This is a genomic window from Pseudomonas sp. MSSRFD41, assembly GCF_014230245.1.
Lineage (GTDB): Bacteria > Pseudomonadota > Gammaproteobacteria > Pseudomonadales > Pseudomonadaceae > Aquipseudomonas > Aquipseudomonas piscis.
Genome location: NZ_JACKZK010000001.1, coordinates 203,289 through 221,357 on the forward strand (window position 1 = coordinate 203,289; position 18,069 = coordinate 221,357).

Annotated in this window: 19 protein-coding genes; 8 read left to right on the plus strand and 11 right to left on the minus strand. The window is 65.0% G+C overall.

What is annotated here, in order from left to right; translation table 11 throughout:
* The first annotated feature begins 7 nt into the window (after positions 1-7).
* On the plus strand, positions 8-220 hold the full coding sequence (locus H7A76_RS00985; protein WP_053133504.1) for a PA3496 family putative envelope integrity protein: 213 nt from the start codon (positions 8-10) through the stop codon (positions 218-220).
* Here H7A76_RS00985 and H7A76_RS00990 read toward each other — a convergent pair.
* Positions 162-1,124 carry a LysR family transcriptional regulator gene (locus tag H7A76_RS00990; RefSeq protein ID WP_185696808.1) on the minus strand — a complete coding sequence of 321 codons (963 nt, stop codon included), beginning with the start codon at positions 1,122-1,124 and terminating at the stop codon, positions 162-164. The two genes, H7A76_RS00985 and H7A76_RS00990, sit on opposite strands and share 59 nt — an antisense overlap.
* 189 nt (positions 1,125-1,313) lie before the next feature.
* On the opposite strand from H7A76_RS00990, the gene H7A76_RS00995 reads away from it, so the two are divergent.
* The 4 genes from H7A76_RS00995 (at position 1,314) to H7A76_RS01010 (ending at position 6,503) form a co-directional block, all read left to right on the plus strand.
* Positions 1,314-2,729, plus strand: a complete 1,416-nt coding sequence (locus H7A76_RS00995; protein WP_185696809.1) for an acetyl-CoA carboxylase biotin carboxylase subunit — start codon at positions 1,314-1,316, stop codon at positions 2,727-2,729.
* Positions 2,730-2,827: 98 nt separating this feature from the next.
* A complete protein-coding gene (gene oadA, locus H7A76_RS01000; protein ID WP_185696810.1) occupies positions 2,828-4,636 on the plus strand; it encodes a sodium-extruding oxaloacetate decarboxylase subunit alpha in 1,809 nt (602 codons plus the stop codon).
* A 281-nt stretch (positions 4,637-4,917) separates the two neighbouring features.
* Positions 4,918-6,174 (plus strand): HipA domain-containing protein, encoded by a 1,257-nt coding sequence (locus H7A76_RS01005; RefSeq protein ID WP_185696811.1) that lies wholly within the window; start codon positions 4,918-4,920, stop codon positions 6,172-6,174.
* On the plus strand, positions 6,171-6,503 hold the full coding sequence (locus tag H7A76_RS01010; RefSeq protein WP_185696812.1) for a helix-turn-helix transcriptional regulator: 333 nt from the start codon (positions 6,171-6,173) through the stop codon (positions 6,501-6,503). Before H7A76_RS01005 ends, H7A76_RS01010 begins: the two co-directional genes overlap by 4 nt.
* A 3-nt stretch (positions 6,504-6,506) precedes the next feature.
* Here the strand turns inward: H7A76_RS01010 and H7A76_RS01015 are convergent, their stop codons facing one another.
* Together H7A76_RS01015 and H7A76_RS01020 are read right to left on the minus strand one after the other, a co-directional pair.
* Positions 6,507-7,334 carry an amino acid ABC transporter permease gene (locus tag H7A76_RS01015; protein ID WP_185696813.1) on the minus strand — a complete coding sequence of 276 codons (828 nt, stop codon included), beginning with the start codon at positions 7,332-7,334 and terminating at the stop codon, positions 6,507-6,509.
* A complete protein-coding gene (locus H7A76_RS01020; protein ID WP_185696814.1) occupies positions 7,331-8,152 on the minus strand; it encodes an ABC transporter substrate-binding protein in 822 nt (273 codons plus the stop codon). The genes H7A76_RS01015 and H7A76_RS01020 overlap by 4 nt, the downstream gene beginning before the upstream one ends.
* 112 nt (positions 8,153-8,264) lie before the next feature.
* On the opposite strand from H7A76_RS01020, the gene H7A76_RS01025 reads away from it, so the two are divergent.
* Positions 8,265-9,164: a homocysteine S-methyltransferase family protein gene (locus tag H7A76_RS01025; protein WP_185696815.1), complete on the plus strand. Its 900-nt coding sequence runs from the start codon at positions 8,265-8,267 to the stop codon at positions 9,162-9,164.
* Positions 9,165-9,282: 118 nt separating this feature from the next.
* Here the strand turns inward: H7A76_RS01025 and H7A76_RS01030 are convergent, their stop codons facing one another.
* From H7A76_RS01030 to H7A76_RS01040, 3 genes are read right to left on the minus strand one after another with little or no spacing between them, the layout of a single operon-like run.
* Entirely contained in the window at positions 9,283-9,978 is a 696-nt protein-coding gene (locus H7A76_RS01030) for a GNAT family N-acetyltransferase (RefSeq protein ID WP_185696816.1), read from the minus strand.
* A gap of 20 nt (positions 9,979-9,998) precedes the next feature.
* Positions 9,999-10,445: a GNAT family N-acetyltransferase gene (locus H7A76_RS01035; protein WP_185696817.1), complete on the minus strand. Its 447-nt coding sequence runs from the start codon at positions 10,443-10,445 to the stop codon at positions 9,999-10,001.
* Between the two features lie 24 nt (positions 10,446-10,469).
* A complete protein-coding gene (locus tag H7A76_RS01040; RefSeq protein WP_185696818.1) occupies positions 10,470-11,093 on the minus strand; it encodes an FMN-binding negative transcriptional regulator in 624 nt (207 codons plus the stop codon).
* Positions 11,094-11,197: 104 nt separating this feature from the next.
* Between H7A76_RS01040 and H7A76_RS01045 the strand changes: the two genes are divergently transcribed.
* Together H7A76_RS01045 and H7A76_RS01050 are read left to right on the plus strand one after the other, a co-directional pair.
* On the plus strand, positions 11,198-12,748 hold the full coding sequence (locus tag H7A76_RS01045) for a PLP-dependent aminotransferase family protein (protein ID WP_185696819.1): 1,551 nt from the start codon (positions 11,198-11,200) through the stop codon (positions 12,746-12,748).
* 38 nt (positions 12,749-12,786) lie between these two features.
* A complete protein-coding gene (locus tag H7A76_RS01050; RefSeq protein ID WP_185696820.1) occupies positions 12,787-13,998 on the plus strand; it encodes a YeeE/YedE family protein in 1,212 nt (403 codons plus the stop codon).
* Positions 13,999-14,139: 141 nt separating this feature from the next.
* Here H7A76_RS01050 and H7A76_RS01055 read toward each other — a convergent pair whose 3' ends face one another.
* From H7A76_RS01055 to H7A76_RS01070, 5 genes are all read right to left on the minus strand, one after another.
* On the minus strand, positions 14,140-15,240 hold the full coding sequence (locus tag H7A76_RS01055) for a polyamine ABC transporter substrate-binding protein (protein WP_185696821.1): 1,101 nt from the start codon (positions 15,238-15,240) through the stop codon (positions 14,140-14,142).
* Positions 15,241-15,252: 12 nt separating this feature from the next.
* On the minus strand, positions 15,253-16,284 hold the full coding sequence (locus H7A76_RS01060) for a histone deacetylase family protein (protein WP_185696822.1): 1,032 nt from the start codon (positions 16,282-16,284) through the stop codon (positions 15,253-15,255).
* A 163-nt stretch (positions 16,285-16,447) separates the two neighbouring features.
* A complete protein-coding gene (locus H7A76_RS32665; protein ID WP_260497886.1) occupies positions 16,448-16,747 on the minus strand; it encodes a hypothetical protein in 300 nt (99 codons plus the stop codon).
* On the minus strand, positions 16,744-16,965 hold the full coding sequence (locus tag H7A76_RS32670; RefSeq protein ID WP_260497887.1) for a hypothetical protein: 222 nt from the start codon (positions 16,963-16,965) through the stop codon (positions 16,744-16,746). Before H7A76_RS32670 ends, H7A76_RS32665 begins: the two co-directional genes overlap by 4 nt.
* A gap of 71 nt (positions 16,966-17,036) precedes the next feature.
* The gene (locus tag H7A76_RS01070; RefSeq protein ID WP_185696823.1) at positions 17,037-18,029 is read right to left on the minus strand and encodes an AraC family transcriptional regulator; all 993 of its coding nucleotides are present in this window, start codon (positions 18,027-18,029) and stop codon (positions 17,037-17,039) included.
* Positions 18,030-18,069 lie beyond the last annotated feature (40 nt).

An 18,069-nucleotide genomic window follows, 5' to 3' on the forward strand; every position in this document is an offset into this window, starting at 1 on the left:
ACTCGAAATGGCCCGGCCTTACGAAGAGAGCAACAGCGCAGTCAAGACCCGTCGTCAGCAGGAAGACCAGCGCCGCATGGAATTTCGCCGTGCGATCGAGCACCGCTTCGAACTGCGGCGCCTGCAACAGGAGATCAACGACTACCCCGAGCAGGATGCCGTCAATTACTGGCAGGCCGCTCCGGCAGCTTCCCGTCAAACCGCTCAACCAGCCCGCTGATCTGCACTCGTTCGCTGCGGATGAATCCCAGGAACGCATGCGCTACCGGTGACAGGCGCTTGGCCTTGGCCTGTACCAGGCACCAGCTGCGCAGCAATGGCAGCTCTTCGACCGGCAATTCGATCAAGCCGCCGGTCGCCAACTCAAGGTTCAGGGCGTGGCGCGTCAACAAGGCCACGCCCAGGCCTGCCCGGACGCACTCGCGTTGCGCTTCTGCCGACGACACTTCGAGGATCTGGGTGAAGTGCACGCGCTTCTCCTTGAAGTACTCCTCGCAGGCCAGGCGGGTGCCCGAGCCCTGCTCGCGCAGTACCAGGGTGTAGGGTTCCAGGTCTTGCAGGCGCAGGGCTCCCATGTGGCTCAGGGGGTGGTCCGGGGGCGCCACGGCGACGATCGGGTTGTTCAGGAATGGCAGGAATTCCAGCTCCATGTCCTGGGGCACCATGGACATGATCACCAGGTCGTCGCGGTTGTCGGAAAGGCGGCGGATCACCTGGGCGCGGTTGACCACGGTCAGTTGCAGGTGGACTTCCGGGTGCTGGCGCTTGAAGGCGGCGAACAGGTGCGGCACGAAGTACTTGGCGCTGGACTCCACCGCCAGCTTGAGCTGGCCTTGCAGCGAGCCCTGCATGTCGGAGAGCTGCATGTCGAGGTTCTCCAGGCGCCCGAAGATGTCCCGGCTGGCCCGTTGCAGGGCTTCGGCGGCTTCGGTCATGTAGAGCTTCTTGCCGACATAGTCGAACAGCGGCTGGCCGATCAGTTCCTCGAGCTGGCGGATCTGCAGGCTGACCGCAGGCTGGGTCAGGGACATCTCCTCGGCGGCCCGGCTGTAGGAGCGTAGATCGCAGACTTCGTTGAAGATTTGCAGCTGGCGCAATGTCAGGCGCATCAAGGATTTACGCATGCTTCAAGGGCTCGAGCCGGGGCTGGAGGCAAAACTATAAGTCTTTACTTATGGTTATCCCAATAATTATTGATTTTTGTTAATCCCTTCGCGGAGCTAGTGTGTCGCTGCGACTGGCTTGAAACATTTGGTCACGCGCCGACTCGGTCTAGCGGGTCGTTTGTTCCAACGGCTCAAGGGTACCTCCAAGTGATAAAAAAGATCCTGATTGCCAACCGTGGTGAGATTGCCGTGCGAATCGTGCGTGCCTGCGCCGAGATGGGCATCCGTTCGGTGGCGATCTTCTCCGACGCCGATCGCCATGCGCTGCACGTCAAGCGCGCGGATGAAGCCCACAGCATCGGTGCCGAGCCCCTGGCCGGCTACCTCAATCCGCGCAAGCTGGTGAACCTGGCGGTGGAGACCGGCTGCGATGCCTTGCATCCTGGCTACGGCTTCCTTTCGGAAAACGCCGAACTGGCGGACATCTGCGCCGAACGTGGAATCAAGTTCATAGGCCCGGCCGCGGATGTGATCCGGCGCATGGGTGACAAGACCGAAGCCCGTCGCAGCATGATCCAGGCCGGCGTACCGGTGACCCCGGGCACCGAGGGCAACGTCGCCGATATCCACGAAGCCCTGCGTGAAGGCGACCGCATCGGTTATCCGGTGATGCTCAAGGCCACCTCCGGTGGCGGCGGCCGTGGTATCCGCCGCTGCAACAGCCGCGAGGAACTGGAACAGAACTTCCCCCGGGTGATCTCCGAGGCCACCAAGGCCTTTGGCTCGGCGGAAGTGTTCCTGGAGAAATGCATCGTCAATCCCAAGCACATCGAGGCGCAGATCCTTGGTGACAGCTTCGGCAACGTGGTCCACCTGTTCGAGCGCGACTGCTCGATCCAGCGCCGCAACCAGAAACTCATCGAGATCGCCCCGAGCCCGCAGCTGACCCCCGAGCAGCGCGCCTACATCGGCGACCTGGCGGTGCGCGCGGCCAAGGCGGTGAACTACGAGAACGCCGGCACCGTCGAGTTCCTGCTCGCCGATGGCGAGGTGTACTTCATGGAGATGAACACCCGGGTGCAGGTGGAACACACCATCACCGAGGAAATCACCGGCATCGACATCGTCCGCGAGCAGATCCGCATCGCCTCGGGCCTGCCGCTTTCGGTCAAGCAGGAAGACATCCACCACCGAGGCTACGCGTTGCAGTTCCGGATCAACGCCGAAGACCCGAAGAACAACTTCCTGCCCAGCTTCGGCAAGATCACCCGCTACTACGCCCCCGGTGGCCCGGGCGTGCGCACCGACACGGCGATCTACACCGGCTACACCATTCCGCCGTTCTACGACTCCATGTGCCTGAAGCTGGTGGTCTGGGCACTGACCTGGGAAGAAGCCATGGACCGCGGCCTGCGTGCCCTGGACGACATGCGCCTGCAGGGGGTCAAGACCACCGCGGCGTACTACCAGGAAATCCTGCGCAATCCGGAGTTCCGTAGCGGCCAGTTCAACACCAGCTTCGTCGAAAGCCACCCGGAACTGACCAACTACTCGATCAAGCGCAAACCCGAAGAGCTGGCCCTGGCCATCGCTGCCGCCATCGCCGCCCACGCAGGCCTATGAATGCAGCCGCAAGCTGCGAGCCACAAGCGACAGGACAAAGCAGACCGGCTTTGTCTTGGAGCTTGCAGCCTGAAGCTTGTTGCTAAGAGGAGATAAGAATGTCCAAGAAGATCTTTGTTACCGACACCATCCTGCGTGACGCCCACCAGTCCTTGCTGGCTACCCGCATGCGCACCGAAGACATGCTGCCGATCTGCGACAAGCTCGACAAAGTCGGCTACTGGTCGCTGGAAGTCTGGGGCGGCGCGACTTTCGACGCCTGCGTGCGCTTCCTCAAGGAAGACCCGTGGGAGCGCCTGCGCCAGCTGCGCGCAGCGTTGCCCAACACTCGCCTGCAAATGCTCCTGCGCGGCCAGAACCTGCTGGGCTACCGCCACTACAGCGACGACGTGGTCAAGGCCTTCGTGGCCAAGGCGGCGGTCAACGGCATCGACGTGTTCCGCATCTTCGACGCCATGAACGACGTGCGTAACCTGCGCGTGGCCATCGAAGCGGTGAAGGCCGCCGGCAAGCACGCCCAGGGCACCATCGCCTACACCACCAGCCCGGTGCACACCATCGAGGCCTTCGTGGCCCAGGCCAAGCAGATGGAAGCCATGGGTTGCGACTCGGTGGCGATCAAGGACATGGCTGGCCTGCTGACGCCGTTCGCCACTGGCGAGCTGGTCAAGGCGCTGAAGGCCGAGCAGTCGCTGCCGGTGTTCATCCATTCCCACGACACCGCCGGCCTGGCCGCCATGTGCCAGCTCAAGGCGGTGGAAAACGGCGCCGACCATATCGACACCGCGATCTCCAGCTTCGCCTGGGGCACCAGCCACCCGGGCACCGAGTCCATGGTCGCGGCCCTCAAGGGCAGCGAGTTCGACACCGGCCTGGATCTGGAGCTGCTGCAGGAGATCGGCCTGTACTTCTACGCCGTGCGCAAGAAGTACCACCAGTTCGAAAGCGAGTTCACCGCGGTGGACACCCGGGTGCAGGTCAACCAAGTGCCGGGCGGGATGATTTCCAACCTGGCCAACCAGCTCAAGGAGCAGGGCGCCCTCAACCGCATGAACGAAGTGCTGGCGGAGATCCCGCGGGTCCGTCACGACCTGGGCTACCCGCCGCTGGTGACCCCGACGTCGCAGATCGTCGGCACCCAGGCGTTCTTCAACGTGCTGGCTGGCGAACGCTACAAGACCATCACCAACGAAGTGAAGCTGTACCTGCAAGGCGGCTACGGCAAGGCCCCGGGCGAGGTGGACGAGAAACTGCGGCGCCAGGCCATCGGCAGCGAAGAGGTGATCGACGTGCGCCCGGCCGACCTGCTGAAGCCGGAAATGACCAAGCTGCGCGGCGAGATCGGCGCGTTGGCCAAGTCCGAGGAAGACGTGCTGACCTACGCCATGTTCCCGGACATCGGGCGCAAGTTCCTCGAAGAGCGCGAGGCCGGCACTCTGGTTCCCGAAGTGCTGCTGCCGATTCCTGAAGCGGGCGGCGTCAGCAAGCCGGGCGGCGAGGGCGTGCCGACCGAGTTCGTCATCGACGTCCACGGCGAGACCTACCGTGTCGACATCACCGGTGTCGGCGTCAAGGCCGAAGGCAAGCGCCACTTCTACCTGTCCATCGACGGCATGCCGGAAGAAGTGGTGTTCGAGCCGCTCAACGAGTTCGTCGGCGGCGGCAGCAGCAAGCGCAAGCCAGCCAGCGCGCCGGGCCATGTCAGCACCACCATGCCGGGCAATATCGTCGATGTACTGGTCAAGGAAGGCGACGTGGTCAAGGCCGGCCAGGCCGTGCTGATCACCGAAGCCATGAAGATGGAGACCGAAGTCCAGGCGGCCATCGCCGGCAAGGTCGTGGCGATTCACGTGGCCAAGGGCGACCGGGTCAACCCGGGCGAAATCCTGATCGAGATCGAGGGCTGAGTTCAGCTCCTCAGCGGCAACTGTTTACCTCGGGGGGGCTACGGCCCTCCTTTTTTTGCCTGTGCTCCGGGGCGATGAAGGCTCGAATGGCGGCGTTCCGAGCGGTTTTCGGGTGAAAAGCAAAATGCTTTTTACTACATTTAAGCTGGTTAATATTGGTAATTCATGCATTAAAATGCATAAATCAAAATAGCTATTATCAATATGTGCATTAAAGTGCAGGTGTTTCGGTGCTGCGGCTGACCTTACAACTCCACCACGCAGGGGCATGGAACGACGCCATGACCCTGGCTTTCGAGCGGCCTGAAGCAGGTTTCGCCAGTCCCTGCCACTTCGGTTATGTGCAGCAGTACCTGGTGCACAACCTCGATGCCGTGGCCAGCCCGCTGGCGCGATCCGTCAGTGCACAGGTGCCGCTGGGCTGGGAACCATGGCGGGAAGAGCGGGCCCCGGCCTTTCTCTACGACCTGGCCCCCAGTGGTGCGGCAGCCCGTTTTGCCCTCGACCAGATCGGCCACGAGCGACCGGATGGCGTGGGTGCCGAGCTGTTCCTGCTGGCCCGTTGCAGCGCTGCGCCGCTTGGCAATCTGCGGATCAAGGAGTCGCTGGCGGCTCTGGGCCGGCGTCCGCTGCGGGGCTTCTCCCGCGATCAGGTGAGCCAGTTCGACAATCGCTTCCTCGAGTACGCCCACGAGCAGCGCGTGGCCCTGGGCGGTGCTGCGAACGATCTGCTGCTGACTCAGGGGCGTGACGGCCTGTTCTACCCCGATGTGTTGATGGACGATGGCGCGGCAGTTGCCCATTGGCGGGTGAAACTGCCGCGTAACCCGGCTACAGAGCACGACGGCGATATCCTCAGAAGCGAGTTCCACTATTACCGGGCCCTGCAGCAGCTCGGTATCGACACGGTGCCGGCCCAGGGCCTGGCCCTGGAAGAGGCCGATAAGCCGAGCCTGTGGATGCAGCGCTTCGATCGTCGGGTGACGACGGCAGGGGTCGAGCGGCTGGCACTGGAGTCGATCTATTCCTTGGCCGGGCTGGTGGGACATGGCCAGGGCATGCGCCATACCGAGGTGCTGGGCATCCTTGCCGATGTGTGGCGTGCCGCAGGCCAGGAAGCCGCGATCCCCGAACTGGTGGCGGACTATCTGCGGCGTGATCTGCTGAACAAGATCCTCGGCAACCCGGATAACCACGGGCGCAGCATCGCGGTGGTGCGCGGCGACAACGCTGTGCGCTTGGCGCCGATCTACGACCTGGCGCCTAGGGTCATGGACGCGCAAGGCATCACCCGCACTCTCAAATGGCCCGGGCGCATGGAAGTGGCGGGGGATGTGGACTGGCGCCTGGTCTGCGCCAGCCTGAAACCGCTGACCGATCCCGAGGCCGCCCTGAGCCGGCTGCGCGAGGATGCCGAGCGCCTGCGGGCCCTGCCGGACCTGCTGAGCGCTGGCGGCCTGCCCGCCGTGACCCTGAACCATCCGCGCATTCACCTGCGCCATCTGGACCAACGCCTGAAGGAGTGGGGCTTGCGATGAACATGAGCCTGGAACAACGGGGTGCGCTGATCGACGATATCCAGCAGGAGCTGGCCGCCGGTCGCCTGTCCCTGGGCGATGCGGTGCGGCGCCTGCGCACCGAAGTCACCGGCCTGCACCAGAGCCAGTTTGCCCGCATGTGCAAAATGTCCCTGCGGACCCTGGTGCATATCGAGCACGACGACGGCAATCCGACGCTCAAGTCGCTGAATGCGGTGTTCAAGCCCTTCGGCCTGCAGATGGGGGTGGCCAGGGTGCAGAAGGCCAGCCGCGCCCGTTCATGGCTCGACGAACTGGAGCGCGGCCCGGCAGCGCCGCCGCGCGACTGACCCTCAGCCGCGCCGGGCGTAGCCCTTGCCGTAGTGCTTTTCCAACTGCGCCTGGATCAGCTCCAGGCCGATCGACAGCAGCCAGTAGATCAGCGCCGCGGTACTGAGCATCTCGATGTAGCGGTAGCTGGAGCGGCCATAGGACTGAGCGAGAAACATCACCTCCCAGACCCCCATCACCGAGACCAGCGATGAGTCCTTGAGCATCGAGATGAACTGGTTGGTGGCCGGTGGAACTATGCTGCGCATGGCCTGGGGCAGAGTCACCTGCCAGAAGATCACCCGTTCATTCATGCCCAGGGCCAATGCGGCCTGGCGCTGGCCCAGGGGCACGCCGAGGATGCCGGCGCGAAAGATCTCGCTGAGGTAGGCACCGTAGTTCAGCGACAGGGCGATGATGCCCGCGGTAATGGCGCCCGGCACCACCCCCAGCTGCGGCAGGCCGAGGTAGATCAACAGGATCTGGATCAGCAACGGCGTGCCGCGAAAGAACGAGGCGTAGAAGCTGGCGATGCCGAAGCCCACAGCGCTCGCAGACAAACGCGCCAGAGCCGTGGCAAAACCCAGCAGCGACGAAGCGACTATCGAGCAGGCGCAGAGGAACAGGGTCAGCGCCGCGCCCTGGAGAAAGCCGCTGGGAGACAGGTGCAGACCGATCAGGTTGGGCAGCTTGTCGAGGATGATCGAAAACTTCAGTTCGAAGCCGAGAAAGAAGCTGGCGAACAACCCCAGCATTGCCGCCCAGGTCAGGTACAGGCGGGCGCGAAAGCCCAGTAGGCGCCTGAGCCGGGATTCGACCACGGGGGGCGGTGGGGGCGTATAGGCAGTCATTGGCTGATATCGGCACCGATCCATTTCTGCGAGAGCCGGCTCAGGGTGCCGTCCTGCTTGAGCTGGGCGAAGACCTCACGCACCTTGGCATGCCACTGTGCGTCGCCTTTCTCGATGGCCACCGCGTTGGGCTCGGCGTACAGCGGTTCGCCGGCCAGCTTGAAGCGTGGGTCCTGGTTCAGGCGCGGCTGGGCGGTGACCAAGTTGGTGAGAATCGCATCCAGGCGCACGCCGGGGCCCAGGCCAAGGTCCTGGAAAGCCACGTTGTCGGTGTCGTAGGGGGCGATCTGCACCTGCTCGAAGGGGTATTGCAGCTGGGTGTCCTCGGCGCCTTCGATCACCAGGTTCTTGTTCAGGTAGCCCTCGTAGCTGGAGGCGGCGGTCAGGCCGACCTTCTTGTGGCTAAGGTCCTTGGCGCCGTGGATGCTTTGGTCCTTGGCATTGACCACTATCACCGCCGGCGAGGCGTAGTACTGCACCGGGAAGTCGAAGACTTCGGCGCGGGCCTTGCTCGGGGTCATGGAGCAGATGCAAATGTCATAACGCCCGCTCCAGTGGCCGGCGGCGATCACGTCCCAGGAGGGTGTCTCCAGGCGCAGCCTGACCCCGAGCTTGTCGGCCACGGCCTTGGCCACCTCGACGTCGAAGCCGTCCAGCTGGTTCTGCTCATTGAGGAAGGAGAAGGGCGGGTAGCTTTCCATCAACACCCCCACCAGCTCTTTCTTCTGCTCGATACGGTCCAACGTAGCGCCGGCGAAAGCCTGGCTGGAGGCAGCGAGAATCGTCAGGCCAAGGGCCAGTAGAGGTTTGAAGGTCATGGGCGATACCGAGCGGAAAAAAGGTTGTTATTAACTGAATGGTGCGTATTAAATAGTTATAAGAACGGCTCAGGTAGTGAGTTATTTTCATAAGAATATGAGTGAAAAGCATATGAGCACAGGCAGCAGGGTAATTCTGGATGGCGGCATGGGGCGTGAGTTGCAACGTCGGGGGGCGCCGTTTCGCCAGCCCGAATGGTCGGCGCTAGCGCTGAGCGAGGCGCCGCAGGCGGTGGAAGCGGTGCATGCGGCGTACATCGAGAGCGGTGCCGATGTGATTACCAGCAACAGCTATGCGGTGGTGCCGTTCCACATCGGCGAGGAGCGCTTTGCCGCAGAGGGGCAGGCCCTGGCGGCATTGGCCGGTGAGCTGGCGCGGCGTGCGGTACAGGCTTCCGGCAAGCCGGTACGGGTCGCCGGTTCCTTGCCGCCGCTGTTCGGTTCCTATCGGCCGGACCTGTTCGAGGCCGGCCGTGCCGCCGAAGTGCTGGCGCCGCTGGTCAACGGCCTGGCCCCGCATGTCGACCTGTGGCTGGCGGAAACCCAGAGTTCCACGGCCGAGGCCCGGGCGATCCATGCCGGCCTGCCCAGGGACGGCAAGCCTTTCTGGCTGTCGTTCACCCTGCACGATGAGAACCCCGACGAGGTGCCACGCCTGCGCTCCGGCGAGCCGGTGGCGGAAGCGGCGGCGGTGGCCGCGGAACTGGGAGTACAGACCCTGTTGTTCAATTGCAGCCAGCCGGAAGTGGTAGGTGCGGCGATCGATGCGGCGCGGGCCACCTTCGAGCGGCTGGGGGCACAGATCCATATCGGCGCCTATGCCAACGCTTTCCCGCCGCAGCCCAAGGAGGCCACGGCCAACGATGGCCTCTGCCCGCTGCGCGAAGACCTCGACCCACCGGGCTACCTGCAGTGGGCGATCGACTGGAAGCAACGCGGCGCCAGCCATCTGGGCGGCTGCTGCGGCATCGGGCCGGAACACATTGCCGTGCTGGCGCGGCAGCTGGCCTGAAAAAGCCTCGCGGGCAAGTCGGATCGCCGCCCGCTCGCGCCTGCAGGTTTGCGTCGAACCTTAATGTTGCGTACGACACGGTTCTGTAGGAGCGAGGCTTGCCCGCGATGGCGTCAGCTCAAACCCCGCCTGCCCCAGGGATTACCCCCCGGCACTCCGCCAAGCCTTTCACCTGCCCCGCACCGCTCTGGTTCTCATCGCCAAGCCACAGCTCGAAGCCCCGGGCGATGGCCGGCCATTCCGAATCGAGGATCGAGAACCAGGCGGTGTCGCGGTTCTGCCCCTTGGCCACCATATGCTGGCGAAACACCCCTTCAAAACTGAACCCCAACCGCTCCGCGGCATAGCGCGAGCGGGCGTTGGCATTGTTGCACTTCCATTCCAGGCGCCGGTAACCCATGGCGAAGGCCTCCCGGGCCAGCAGGTACACCGCCTCGGTGCTCTTGGGCGAGCGCTGCATCGGTGCGCCGAAGGTCACGTGGCCGATCTCGATGCGGCCGTGGGCCGGGACGATGGACATCAGGCTGAGCACCCCTTGGGCCTGGCCTGTGGCGAGATCGATCACGGTGAAGAAGTACGGGTCGCTGCTTCGTCCATGGCCCGCCAGCCAGGCGTCGAAGGCCGGGCGCTCGGGGTAGGGGCCGTAGGGCAGGAAGTCCCAGAGCACAGGGTCGGCGTCCGGGCCTTGCAAGGCCTGGAACAGCTCATCGCCATGGCGCGCCGGATCGAGTTTCTCCAGGCGGATGAAGCGCCCTTGCAAGAGGGTGGCCGAAGGCACGGGGACGCCTTGCCAATCGGTGAGGGAAGTCGACATTCAATGGCTCCTGGGCAGGTTCACAGAGGTTTGCGGAACTGGATGAAGCCCGGGCGCTCGGCGATGCGCTCGTAGAGCTGGATGGCCGTGGCGTTGGTTTCGTGGGTCAGCCAGTGGACCTTGGCGCAGCCGTCCTGCCTGGCCTGGGCGTAGACGAACTCGATCAGCTTGCGACCGACCCCGGTACCGCGCTGTTCTGGAGTCACCAACAAGTCTTGCAGGTAGCAGGCGTTCTCGATGCTCCAGTTGGAGCGATGGTAGATGAAATGCACCAGGCCCACGGCGCGTACGCCCTCCCAGGCCAGGGCGGCATGGGTCGGCTCGCTGGCATCCAGGAAGCGCTGCCAGGTGCTCTGGGTCACGGCATCCGCCAGTTCGGTCTCGTAGAACCGCAGGTAGGCTTGCCACAGGGGCAGCCAGGCGGCGTGGTCGGCGGCGGTGACGGGGCGGATCTGGATCTGGCTCATGAAGGCTCCTTGATTGTTGAAGTATTAGCGCATCAGCTGGGACAGCTGCTGGTCGCGCAGGTCGGCGCTGGCCGCCAGGCCCTCGCGGACCCCGGCCATGTCCCGGGCGTCACGGTTCTGGCTGAGCTTGCGCTTGCCTTCCAGGCGCTGGATCGGCAGGGCGAAACCGACGATGGCCTTGAGCATGCCGTCGATATAGTCGGCGGGGGCGTCCTCGACCTTCCAGGGTTGCTGGCGGCCAGCTTCGTGGCGCTCGGTGAGGGCCCCGACCAGCTTGAGCAGGCGCTGCGGGTCGTGGAACACCTCGGCCTGGCCGTAGGCATGCACCGCCACGTAGTTCCAGGTCGGGACCACCTTGCCGTGCTCGGCCTTGCTCGGATAGAACGACGGGCTGACGTAGGCATCGCCGCCTTCGAAGATCACCAGCGCTTCGGCACCGGCGGCCAGCTCCGCGCACTGCGGATTGGCCTTGGCCAGGTGGCCATAGAGGGTGCCATTGGCTCCTTGGCCGGCCTCCAGCAGCAGCGGCAGGTGGCTGGCCTGCAGGCCCAGGGCACCGCAGGTCACCAGGGTGGCCAGGCGGCCGTCATGGATTACCTGGTGCAGGCGGGAGAGGTCTTGGTCAGCGAAAGCGCGAGGTAGGTACATGTGGAAAATCCTTGGCGATTGGCTGCATCCTAGGCAGGCCAATGGTTCATGGTAAGAGCCATTTCCGTTCTATTTCATGGGTCCAATTCCCTGGGTGCGTGCCAATGAACAGTGCCTTGCCTCCGCTGTCCTTCAACCCTGCCGGCATCGTGCTGGACCGCCGCCAGGGCCTCAGCCGCCAGCTCTACCAGGCCCTGAGCCAGCGGGTGCTGGACGGGCGCCTGGCTGGCGGTACGCGCTTGCCGGCCAGCCGTGAACTGGCCAGCGCCCTGGGCCTCTCGCGCAACAGCGTGGTCCGGGCCTACGACCAGCTGTATGCCGAGGGCTTCATCGAAGCACGGGTCGGCGACGGCACCTACGTGGCCCAGTTGCCGCAAACCCGATTGCCGGCCAAGAAATTATCCACAAAACAATCCACAGGCTTTTCAACAGACTTACCCACAGACTTATCCACAAAATCCGTCGATTTACCTGTGGTTACATCCAGTGGATTGGTCTCAAACAGCACTTTGCAGCGCCTGCAAAAACATCATCTGAGCACCCATCCCAGCGGTCCGCCCCGAGCGTTCAGGGTCGGCGTGCCGGCCTTCGACCTGTTCCCGTTCGAGGTCTGGGCCAAGCTGAATGCGGCTTTCTGGCGCAAGCCAGAGTTGCGCCACCTGTGCTATGGCGATTCGGCTGGCGAGGCGCGCCTGCGCAGCATGATCGCCGCCTACCTGCGCAGTACCCGGGGCCTGCAATGCACGGCTGAACAAATTGTGATCACCAGTGGCGCGCAACAGGGCATCAGCCTTTGTGCACAACTGCTGGTGGAGCCCGGCGACCCCGTGGCTGTGGAAAACCCGGGCTACCGCGCCGCCGGCCACGCCTTCGCCATGGCCGGTGCGCAACTGCACGGCGTGGCAGTGGACCAGGAGGGCATCGATTGCCGCCAGCTGGAACGACTGCAGAATTGCCGTGTGGCCTATGTCACGCCGGCCCACCAGTACCCCACCGGGGTGGTCATGAGCCTGGCCCGGCGCCTGGAGTTGCTGGCCTGGGCCGAGCGGACCCAGGGTTGGGTGGTCGAGGACGACTACGACGGCGAGTACCGCTACAGCGGTGCACCCCTGGCGCCCCTGGCGGCCCTGGATCGCCAGGGGCGGGTGATCTATGTCGGCACCTTCGGCAAGGTGGCCTTTCCGGCGCTGCGCCTGGGTTACCTGGTGTTGCCGCCGCACCTGGTACAGGCGTGTGTGCGGCTGCGGGCAGTGGAAATGCGCCATTCGGAAGTCAGTACCCAAGCGGTGATGGCCGAGTTCATGGCCGCCGGGCATTTCCAGCGGCATATCCGACGCATGCGGCGCGCGGCCCTGAGCCGGCGCAATACCCTGCTCGAAGCCTGGCCCGAGGCCATCGACGGGGTCGGGCCGCTGCCCGGGGTGAGCGCAGGGCTGCACCTGACGGTGCGCGTCGACAGCCTGGCCCGGGAGCAGGAACTGCAGGCCCAGGCCGCCGGCGTCGATGTCGAGGTCAGCGCCCTGAGCCGCTACTGGCTGCCCGACAGCGTAACGCCCGAGGACCAGCGGGCCGGCCTGGTGCTGGGGTTCGCGGCGGTGCCGGAGGCCGAGATCCGCGCCGCCGTGGCGCGCCTGCGCCGGGCCTGGCGGGTTTGACGGGTATACTTCCGGGCATTTCCCTTTCGAGACCCCCTATGAGCCAGTCCCTTTCCCTGGCGCCTGAACGCAAGTTCAGTGCGCCGTTGTTCGCCTTGCTGCTCCTGGTGGCCGGCGCCCTGTTCCTGCAAGTGGAGGTGGGCGCGCGCCAGGTATTGCTGTTGCTCCTGGGGGCGGCCCTGGGCCTGGTCCTTTACCACGCGGCGTTCGGCTTCACCTCGGCCTGGCGGGTGTTCATCCGCGACCGGCGTGGCGCGGGCCTGCGCGCGCAGATGGTGATGCTGGCGCTGGCGGCGCTGCTGTTCTTCCCGGCCCTGGGTGCCGGCACGCTGTTCGGCCAGCCGGTGACCGGGCTGGTGGCGCCGGCCGGGGTATCGGTGATCTTCGGGGCCTTCATCTTCGGCATCGGCATGCAGCTGGGCGGCGGTTGCGCGTCCGGTACCCTGTTCACCGTCGGTGGCGGCAATGCGCGGATGCTGGTGACCCTGGTGTTCTTCATCTGCGGCTCGCTGATCGCCACCCATCATGTGGACTGGTGGTTCGCCCTGCCTTCGCTGCCGCCGATCTCCATCGTCCAGAGCTTCGGCGTGGGCCCGGCCCTGGGCTTGAGCCTGTGCCTGTTCGCCCTGATCGCGATGCTGACCCAGGTCCTGGAAAAACGCCGCCATGGCAGCCTCGAAGCGCCCGTGGGCAGTACGCACCAAGGCTGGCGGCGCCTGCTGCGCGGCCCTTGGCCGCTGGTCTGGGGCGCGGTGGCCCTGGCTCTGCTGAACTTCGCCACCCTGGCCCTGGCCGGGCGGCCGTGGGGCATCACTTCGGCATTCGCCCTGTGGGGAGCCAAGCTCGCTGGCGGGCTGGGCCTGGATGTCAGCCAGTGGGTGTTCTGGCAAGGCGCGGCGAATGCCAAGGCCCTGGCGGCCCCGGTATGGCAAGACATCACCAGCGTCATGGACATCGGCATCGTCCTGGGGGCCTTGCTGGCTGCCGGCCTGGCGGGACGCTTTGCCCCGAGCCTGAAGATTCCCGCCCGGTCGCTGGTGGCGGCGGTGATCGGCGGCTTGCTGCTGGGCTACGGCTCGCGCCTGGCCTATGGCTGCAACATCGGCGCCTATTTCAGTGGCATCGCCTCCGGCAGCCTGCACGGCTGGTTGTGGCTGGTGGCGGCGTTCATCGGCAATGGCGTGGGGGTACGGTTGCGGCCCTGGTTCTTCGCCGAGGAACGGGCGCCCCAGGGCCTGACTGGCTGCTGATGGCGGGTGGTGGCGAGCGCGCTTGCTCCCGTACGGCTGCGTAGCACTCGTGAATCGGTTCTCGCGGGGTGTCAGGCACAAGCGGCTAGCCGGCCTTGGCTTGCTGCGCAATCCGCTGCGAGCAAGCCACAGGGGTAGCGATCAGGTCCCGGCCTTGATCTTGGTCCAGGCCCGGGTCCGCGCCCGCTCGGCATCACGGGGCAGCGGCCGGAGCGTGTAGAGGGTGTTCATGGCTGCCGCGGTGGGGTAGAGGTTGGGGTTGTTGCGAATCGCCGGGTCGACCTTGTCGGTGGCGTCCTTGTTCGGGTTCGGATACCCGACGAAATCGCTGACCGGGGCAATCACCTGGGGTTGCAGCAAGTAGTTGATGAAGGTGTAGGCGTCTTCCGGGTTCTTCGCGCCCTTGGGGATCGCCAGCATGTCGAACCAGATCGGCGCTCCCTCCTTGGGCAGGCGCATGTCCACGGTCACGCCGTTCTTGGCTTCCCGGGCGCGGTTGGCGGCCTGGGAGAAGCTGCCCGAGTAGCCCACCGCCACGCAGATGTCACCGTTGGCGATATCGGCCATGTACTTGGACGAGTGGAAGTAGGTGATGTACGGGCGAATCTTCAGCAGCAGGGCCTCGGCCTTCTCGTAGTCCGCCGGCTTATGGCTGTTGGGGTCCAGGCCCAGGTGCTGCAGGGCCAGGGGCAGGATCTCCGACGGCGAATCCAGCAGCGCCACGCCGCACTGCTTGAGCTTGCTGATGTTCTCCTCCTTGAAGATCAGGTCCCAGCTGTCCACCGGTGCCTGCTCGCCCAGGGCCGCCTTGACCTTGTCCGGGTTGAAGCCGATCAGGATGGTGCCGTACATGTAGGGCACGGCGAAGCGGTTGCCCGGGTCGTTGGCCTCGATCAGCTGCATCAGCTTGGGGTCCAGGTGGTTCCAGTTGGGCAGCTTGCTGCGGTCCAGGGGCTGGAACACCCCGGCCTCGATCTGCTTGGCCAGGAACACGTTGGACGGCACTACCACGTCATACCCGGAGTTGCCGGTGAGCAGCTTGGCCTCCAGGGCTTCGTTGGTATCGAAGATGTCGTACACCAGCTTGACCTGGCTGTTCTGGGCCTTGAAATCTTCCAGGGCCTTGGGGGTGATGTAGTCGAACCAGTTGTACACCCGCAGGGTGCGTTCCTCGGCGTGAGCGGCGGTGCCCAGCAGGCAGGCGCACAGGGCGGGAGCAATGAGGCGTTGGAGTCTTGGCATGTTGCGGGTTCCTTACTGGGCGCTCTGGAAGCCTTCGAGTACGTTCACGGCGTTGATGCCGATTTCCGCGACGGCATAACCGCCTTCCATGACGAACAGCGTCGGTTTGCCGAGGGCGGCGATGCGCTTGCCCATGGCCAGGTAGTCCGGGCTGTCGAGCTTGAACTGCGAGATCGGGTCTTCCTTGAAGGTGTCGACCCCCAGGGAGACCACGATGACATCGGCACCGTAGCGCTCGATTTCCCCGCAGGCCCGCTCCAGCGCCGCACTCCAGGCGTCCCAGCCGCTACCGGCGGCCAGCGGGTAGTTGAAGTTGTAGCCTTCACCAGCGCCTTCGCCGCACTCGTCGGCATAGCCCAGGAAGAACGGGAACTCGGCTTCCGGATGGCCGTGGATCGAGGTGAAGAGCACGTCGTTGCGCTCGTAGAAGATCGACTGGGTGCCGTTGCCATGGTGGTAGTCGACATCGAGGATCGCCACCTTGCCATGGCCCTGGTCGAGGAAGGCCTGGGCGGCGATGGCGGCATTGTTCAGGTAGCAGTAGCCGCCCATCAGGTCGCTGGCGGCGTGGTGTCCCGGTGGCCGGCACAGGGCGAAGGCGCTATGGGCGCCGCGCTGGATCACCGCCTGGGCGGTCAGGGCGACCTGGGCCGCGCTATAGGCTGCTTGCCAGGTGCCGGCGGTGATCGGCGCGCCGCCGTCGAAGCTGTAGTAGCCGAGCTGGCCGTGCAGGCTGCTGGGGATCACGCTGCGCAGGGTGCGCGCCGGCCAGGTGTAGGGCAGCAGGTCGCCGTCGATGCCCTTGGCTGCCCAGCGCTCCCAGGCGCCCTTGAAGAACTCCAGGTACTCGCGGCTGTGGACGCGCTGGATCGGCTCCAGGCCGAAGTCCTTGGGCGCCTCCACCGGCCCCAGGTTGCGGTACTTCACTCGGTCCAGCACGTGGTCGGCCCGGGAGGGCATTTCGAAGCAGGGCATCAGTTGCCCGTCTATCAGTTCGCAACGGCCGTGGTGCAGATGGTGATCGTCCGAGTAGATCGTCAGCATTTTCTTGTTCTCCGCAGGCTGATTCGGTGGCTCACAGTCTTGCGGGAGGCGGGGTTTCGGAGAACGGCAGGAACGGCCAAAAGAGGATCGATATGGCCAGATTGCATGACCGCAATTCGCCCCTTGAAGGGGCGTGGCGCCCCATTGCGGGGCGCCAGTGGCTTCAGTCTGCCGGCGGTGGCGGCGCAAAGCGTTGCAGGACCTGGAGCATGTCCTCGCGTTTTTTCCGGGCGATGGCCTCCAGCAGCAGGGCATAGCCCTTTTTCTCGCAGCGCTGGCCCACGGCGGCCACCAACGGCCAGAAACCCTGGCACGCCTGTGGGTTGGCAGATTGCAGGCCCAGGCGCTGCAGTACCCGGGGCGGGATGCTCATCTGGCGTTGCAGGCGCATGCCGCAATACAACCGATAACCTTCGATGGCCCGGCCCTGGGGGATGTTGTCCAGGGGCGCTGCGACCTTCAATTGGCCCGGTAGGCGATGTCGTTGAGCAGGCCGGGGTACTCGCTGTGGTCGGTGGCGGTTTCCGGCTCGTCGAGGGCGAAGTGGCTGGACATCTCCCACCACTTGAATTTCGCCAGGTCGAATGCCTGGGCGACGGGTGCTGCGGCGAGCATCAGCAGCGCCAGGCCAATTCGACGAAGGCCGATATGCCTGGCGGTGCTGCTTGTGGATAGATTCAACGCTGCCGTCCCTTGCCGGTATGAAAGGCCGGCAATGTAATGCAATTGGCGCCTTCATGCCGGGGTTTGTCTCAGGGCCGGAACTGGCTCGGCGCCACGCCGCTCCAGCGGATGAAGGCATGGCGAAAGCTCGCGGTCTCGCTGAAGCCCAGGGCCTCGGCGATGCGGTAGATCGGCAACTGGTCCTGGCAGAGCATCTGCTTGGCCCGCTCGAAGCGCAGTTCGTCGAGCAGTTCCTGGTAGCTGCAACCCAGCTCCTTGAGGTGTCGGCGCAGGGTCCGGGCCGAGCAGTTCATCTGCTGGGCCAGCCCGTCCAGGCCGGGAGCGGCGTCCAACTGTGCTGCCAGCAGCTGGCGGATGCGCCCGAGCCAGGCCTGGCGTCCGGTGAACTCGGTGTTCTGCTTGCGGCAGCGCTCGGCCATGGCCTGGTGGGTGATCACGTCCGCCAGGGGCAGCGGCTGGTCGAGCCAGTGGCGGTCGAAGGCAAAGGCATTGCTGGCGGCATCGAACTCTAGGGGGCAGTCGAAACGCTCGCGATAGCGTGCCTGGTAGTCCGGTGCGGGGTAGTCGAAGCGCGCGCCGATCAGCGGCAGCGGATGCCCCAGCAGGTCGTCGCAGATGACCTTCATCGAGGCCAGGCAGAACTCGGTGTTGAACGCGGCCAGGGCCGGGCATTCGCGATAGTCGGCGGCCGTCAGCCAGATACGCGGGCCGTCGGCTTCCAGGGTTAGCTCGAAAAGTGTTCCCATCAGCGCCGGATAGCGCAGCGCCAGGCGCAAAGCGTCACCTAAGGTGGCACTGGTGAGCAGGGCGTAGCCGAGCATGCCGTAGGACGACACGTGCATGCGCCGGCCCAGCTCCAGACCGATATCGCGCTGCAAGGCCACGGCATTGGCGCACACCAGCATCTCCTGGCTGGTGGTGATGCGGGTATCGGCGCGGCTCAGGTCGGCGGGGTTTATACCGCTGCCGGCCAACAACGCGTCGCTGCCCTGACCCTGGTCCTTGAAGGTGTTGAGGATCAGGGAAACCGCATTGAGGGTGGTGAGGTGCGAATGCAGCATGCGCAGATTCCGGCCTGGGAAAGACCCTTGACCGGAGCAA

Bases quoted from the DNA above. Each gene is read 5' to 3' on its own strand.
- H7A76_RS00985 (WP_053133504.1), top strand. From the start codon at position 8: ATGGCCCGGCCTTACGAAGAGAGCAACAGCGCAGTCAAGACCCGTCGT.
- H7A76_RS00990 (WP_185696808.1), bottom strand. From the start codon at position 1,124: ATGCGTAAATCCTTGATGCGCCTGACATTGCGCCAGCTGCAAATCTTC.
- oadA (WP_185696810.1), top strand. From the start codon at position 2,828: ATGTCCAAGAAGATCTTTGTTACCGACACCATCCTGCGTGACGCCCAC.
- H7A76_RS01005 (WP_185696811.1), top strand. From the start codon at position 4,918: ATGACCCTGGCTTTCGAGCGGCCTGAAGCAGGTTTCGCCAGTCCCTGC.
- H7A76_RS01010 (WP_185696812.1), top strand. From the start codon at position 6,171: ATGAACATGAGCCTGGAACAACGGGGTGCGCTGATCGACGATATCCAG.
- H7A76_RS01015 (WP_185696813.1), bottom strand. From the start codon at position 7,334: ATGACTGCCTATACGCCCCCACCGCCCCCCGTGGTCGAATCCCGGCTC.
- H7A76_RS01020 (WP_185696814.1), bottom strand. From the start codon at position 8,152: ATGACCTTCAAACCTCTACTGGCCCTTGGCCTGACGATTCTCGCTGCC.
- H7A76_RS01025 (WP_185696815.1), top strand. From the start codon at position 8,265: ATGAGCACAGGCAGCAGGGTAATTCTGGATGGCGGCATGGGGCGTGAG.
- H7A76_RS01030 (WP_185696816.1), bottom strand. From the start codon at position 9,978: ATGTCGACTTCCCTCACCGATTGGCAAGGCGTCCCCGTGCCTTCGGCC.
- H7A76_RS01035 (WP_185696817.1), bottom strand. From the start codon at position 10,445: ATGAGCCAGATCCAGATCCGCCCCGTCACCGCCGCCGACCACGCCGCC.
- H7A76_RS01040 (WP_185696818.1), bottom strand. From the start codon at position 11,093: ATGTACCTACCTCGCGCTTTCGCTGACCAAGACCTCTCCCGCCTGCAC.
- H7A76_RS01045 (WP_185696819.1), top strand. From the start codon at position 11,198: ATGAACAGTGCCTTGCCTCCGCTGTCCTTCAACCCTGCCGGCATCGTG.
- H7A76_RS01050 (WP_185696820.1), top strand. From the start codon at position 12,787: ATGAGCCAGTCCCTTTCCCTGGCGCCTGAACGCAAGTTCAGTGCGCCG.
- H7A76_RS01055 (WP_185696821.1), bottom strand. From the start codon at position 15,240: ATGCCAAGACTCCAACGCCTCATTGCTCCCGCCCTGTGCGCCTGCCTG.
- H7A76_RS01060 (WP_185696822.1), bottom strand. From the start codon at position 16,284: ATGCTGACGATCTACTCGGACGATCACCATCTGCACCACGGCCGTTGC.
- H7A76_RS01070 (WP_185696823.1), bottom strand. From the start codon at position 18,029: ATGCTGCATTCGCACCTCACCACCCTCAATGCGGTTTCCCTGATCCTC.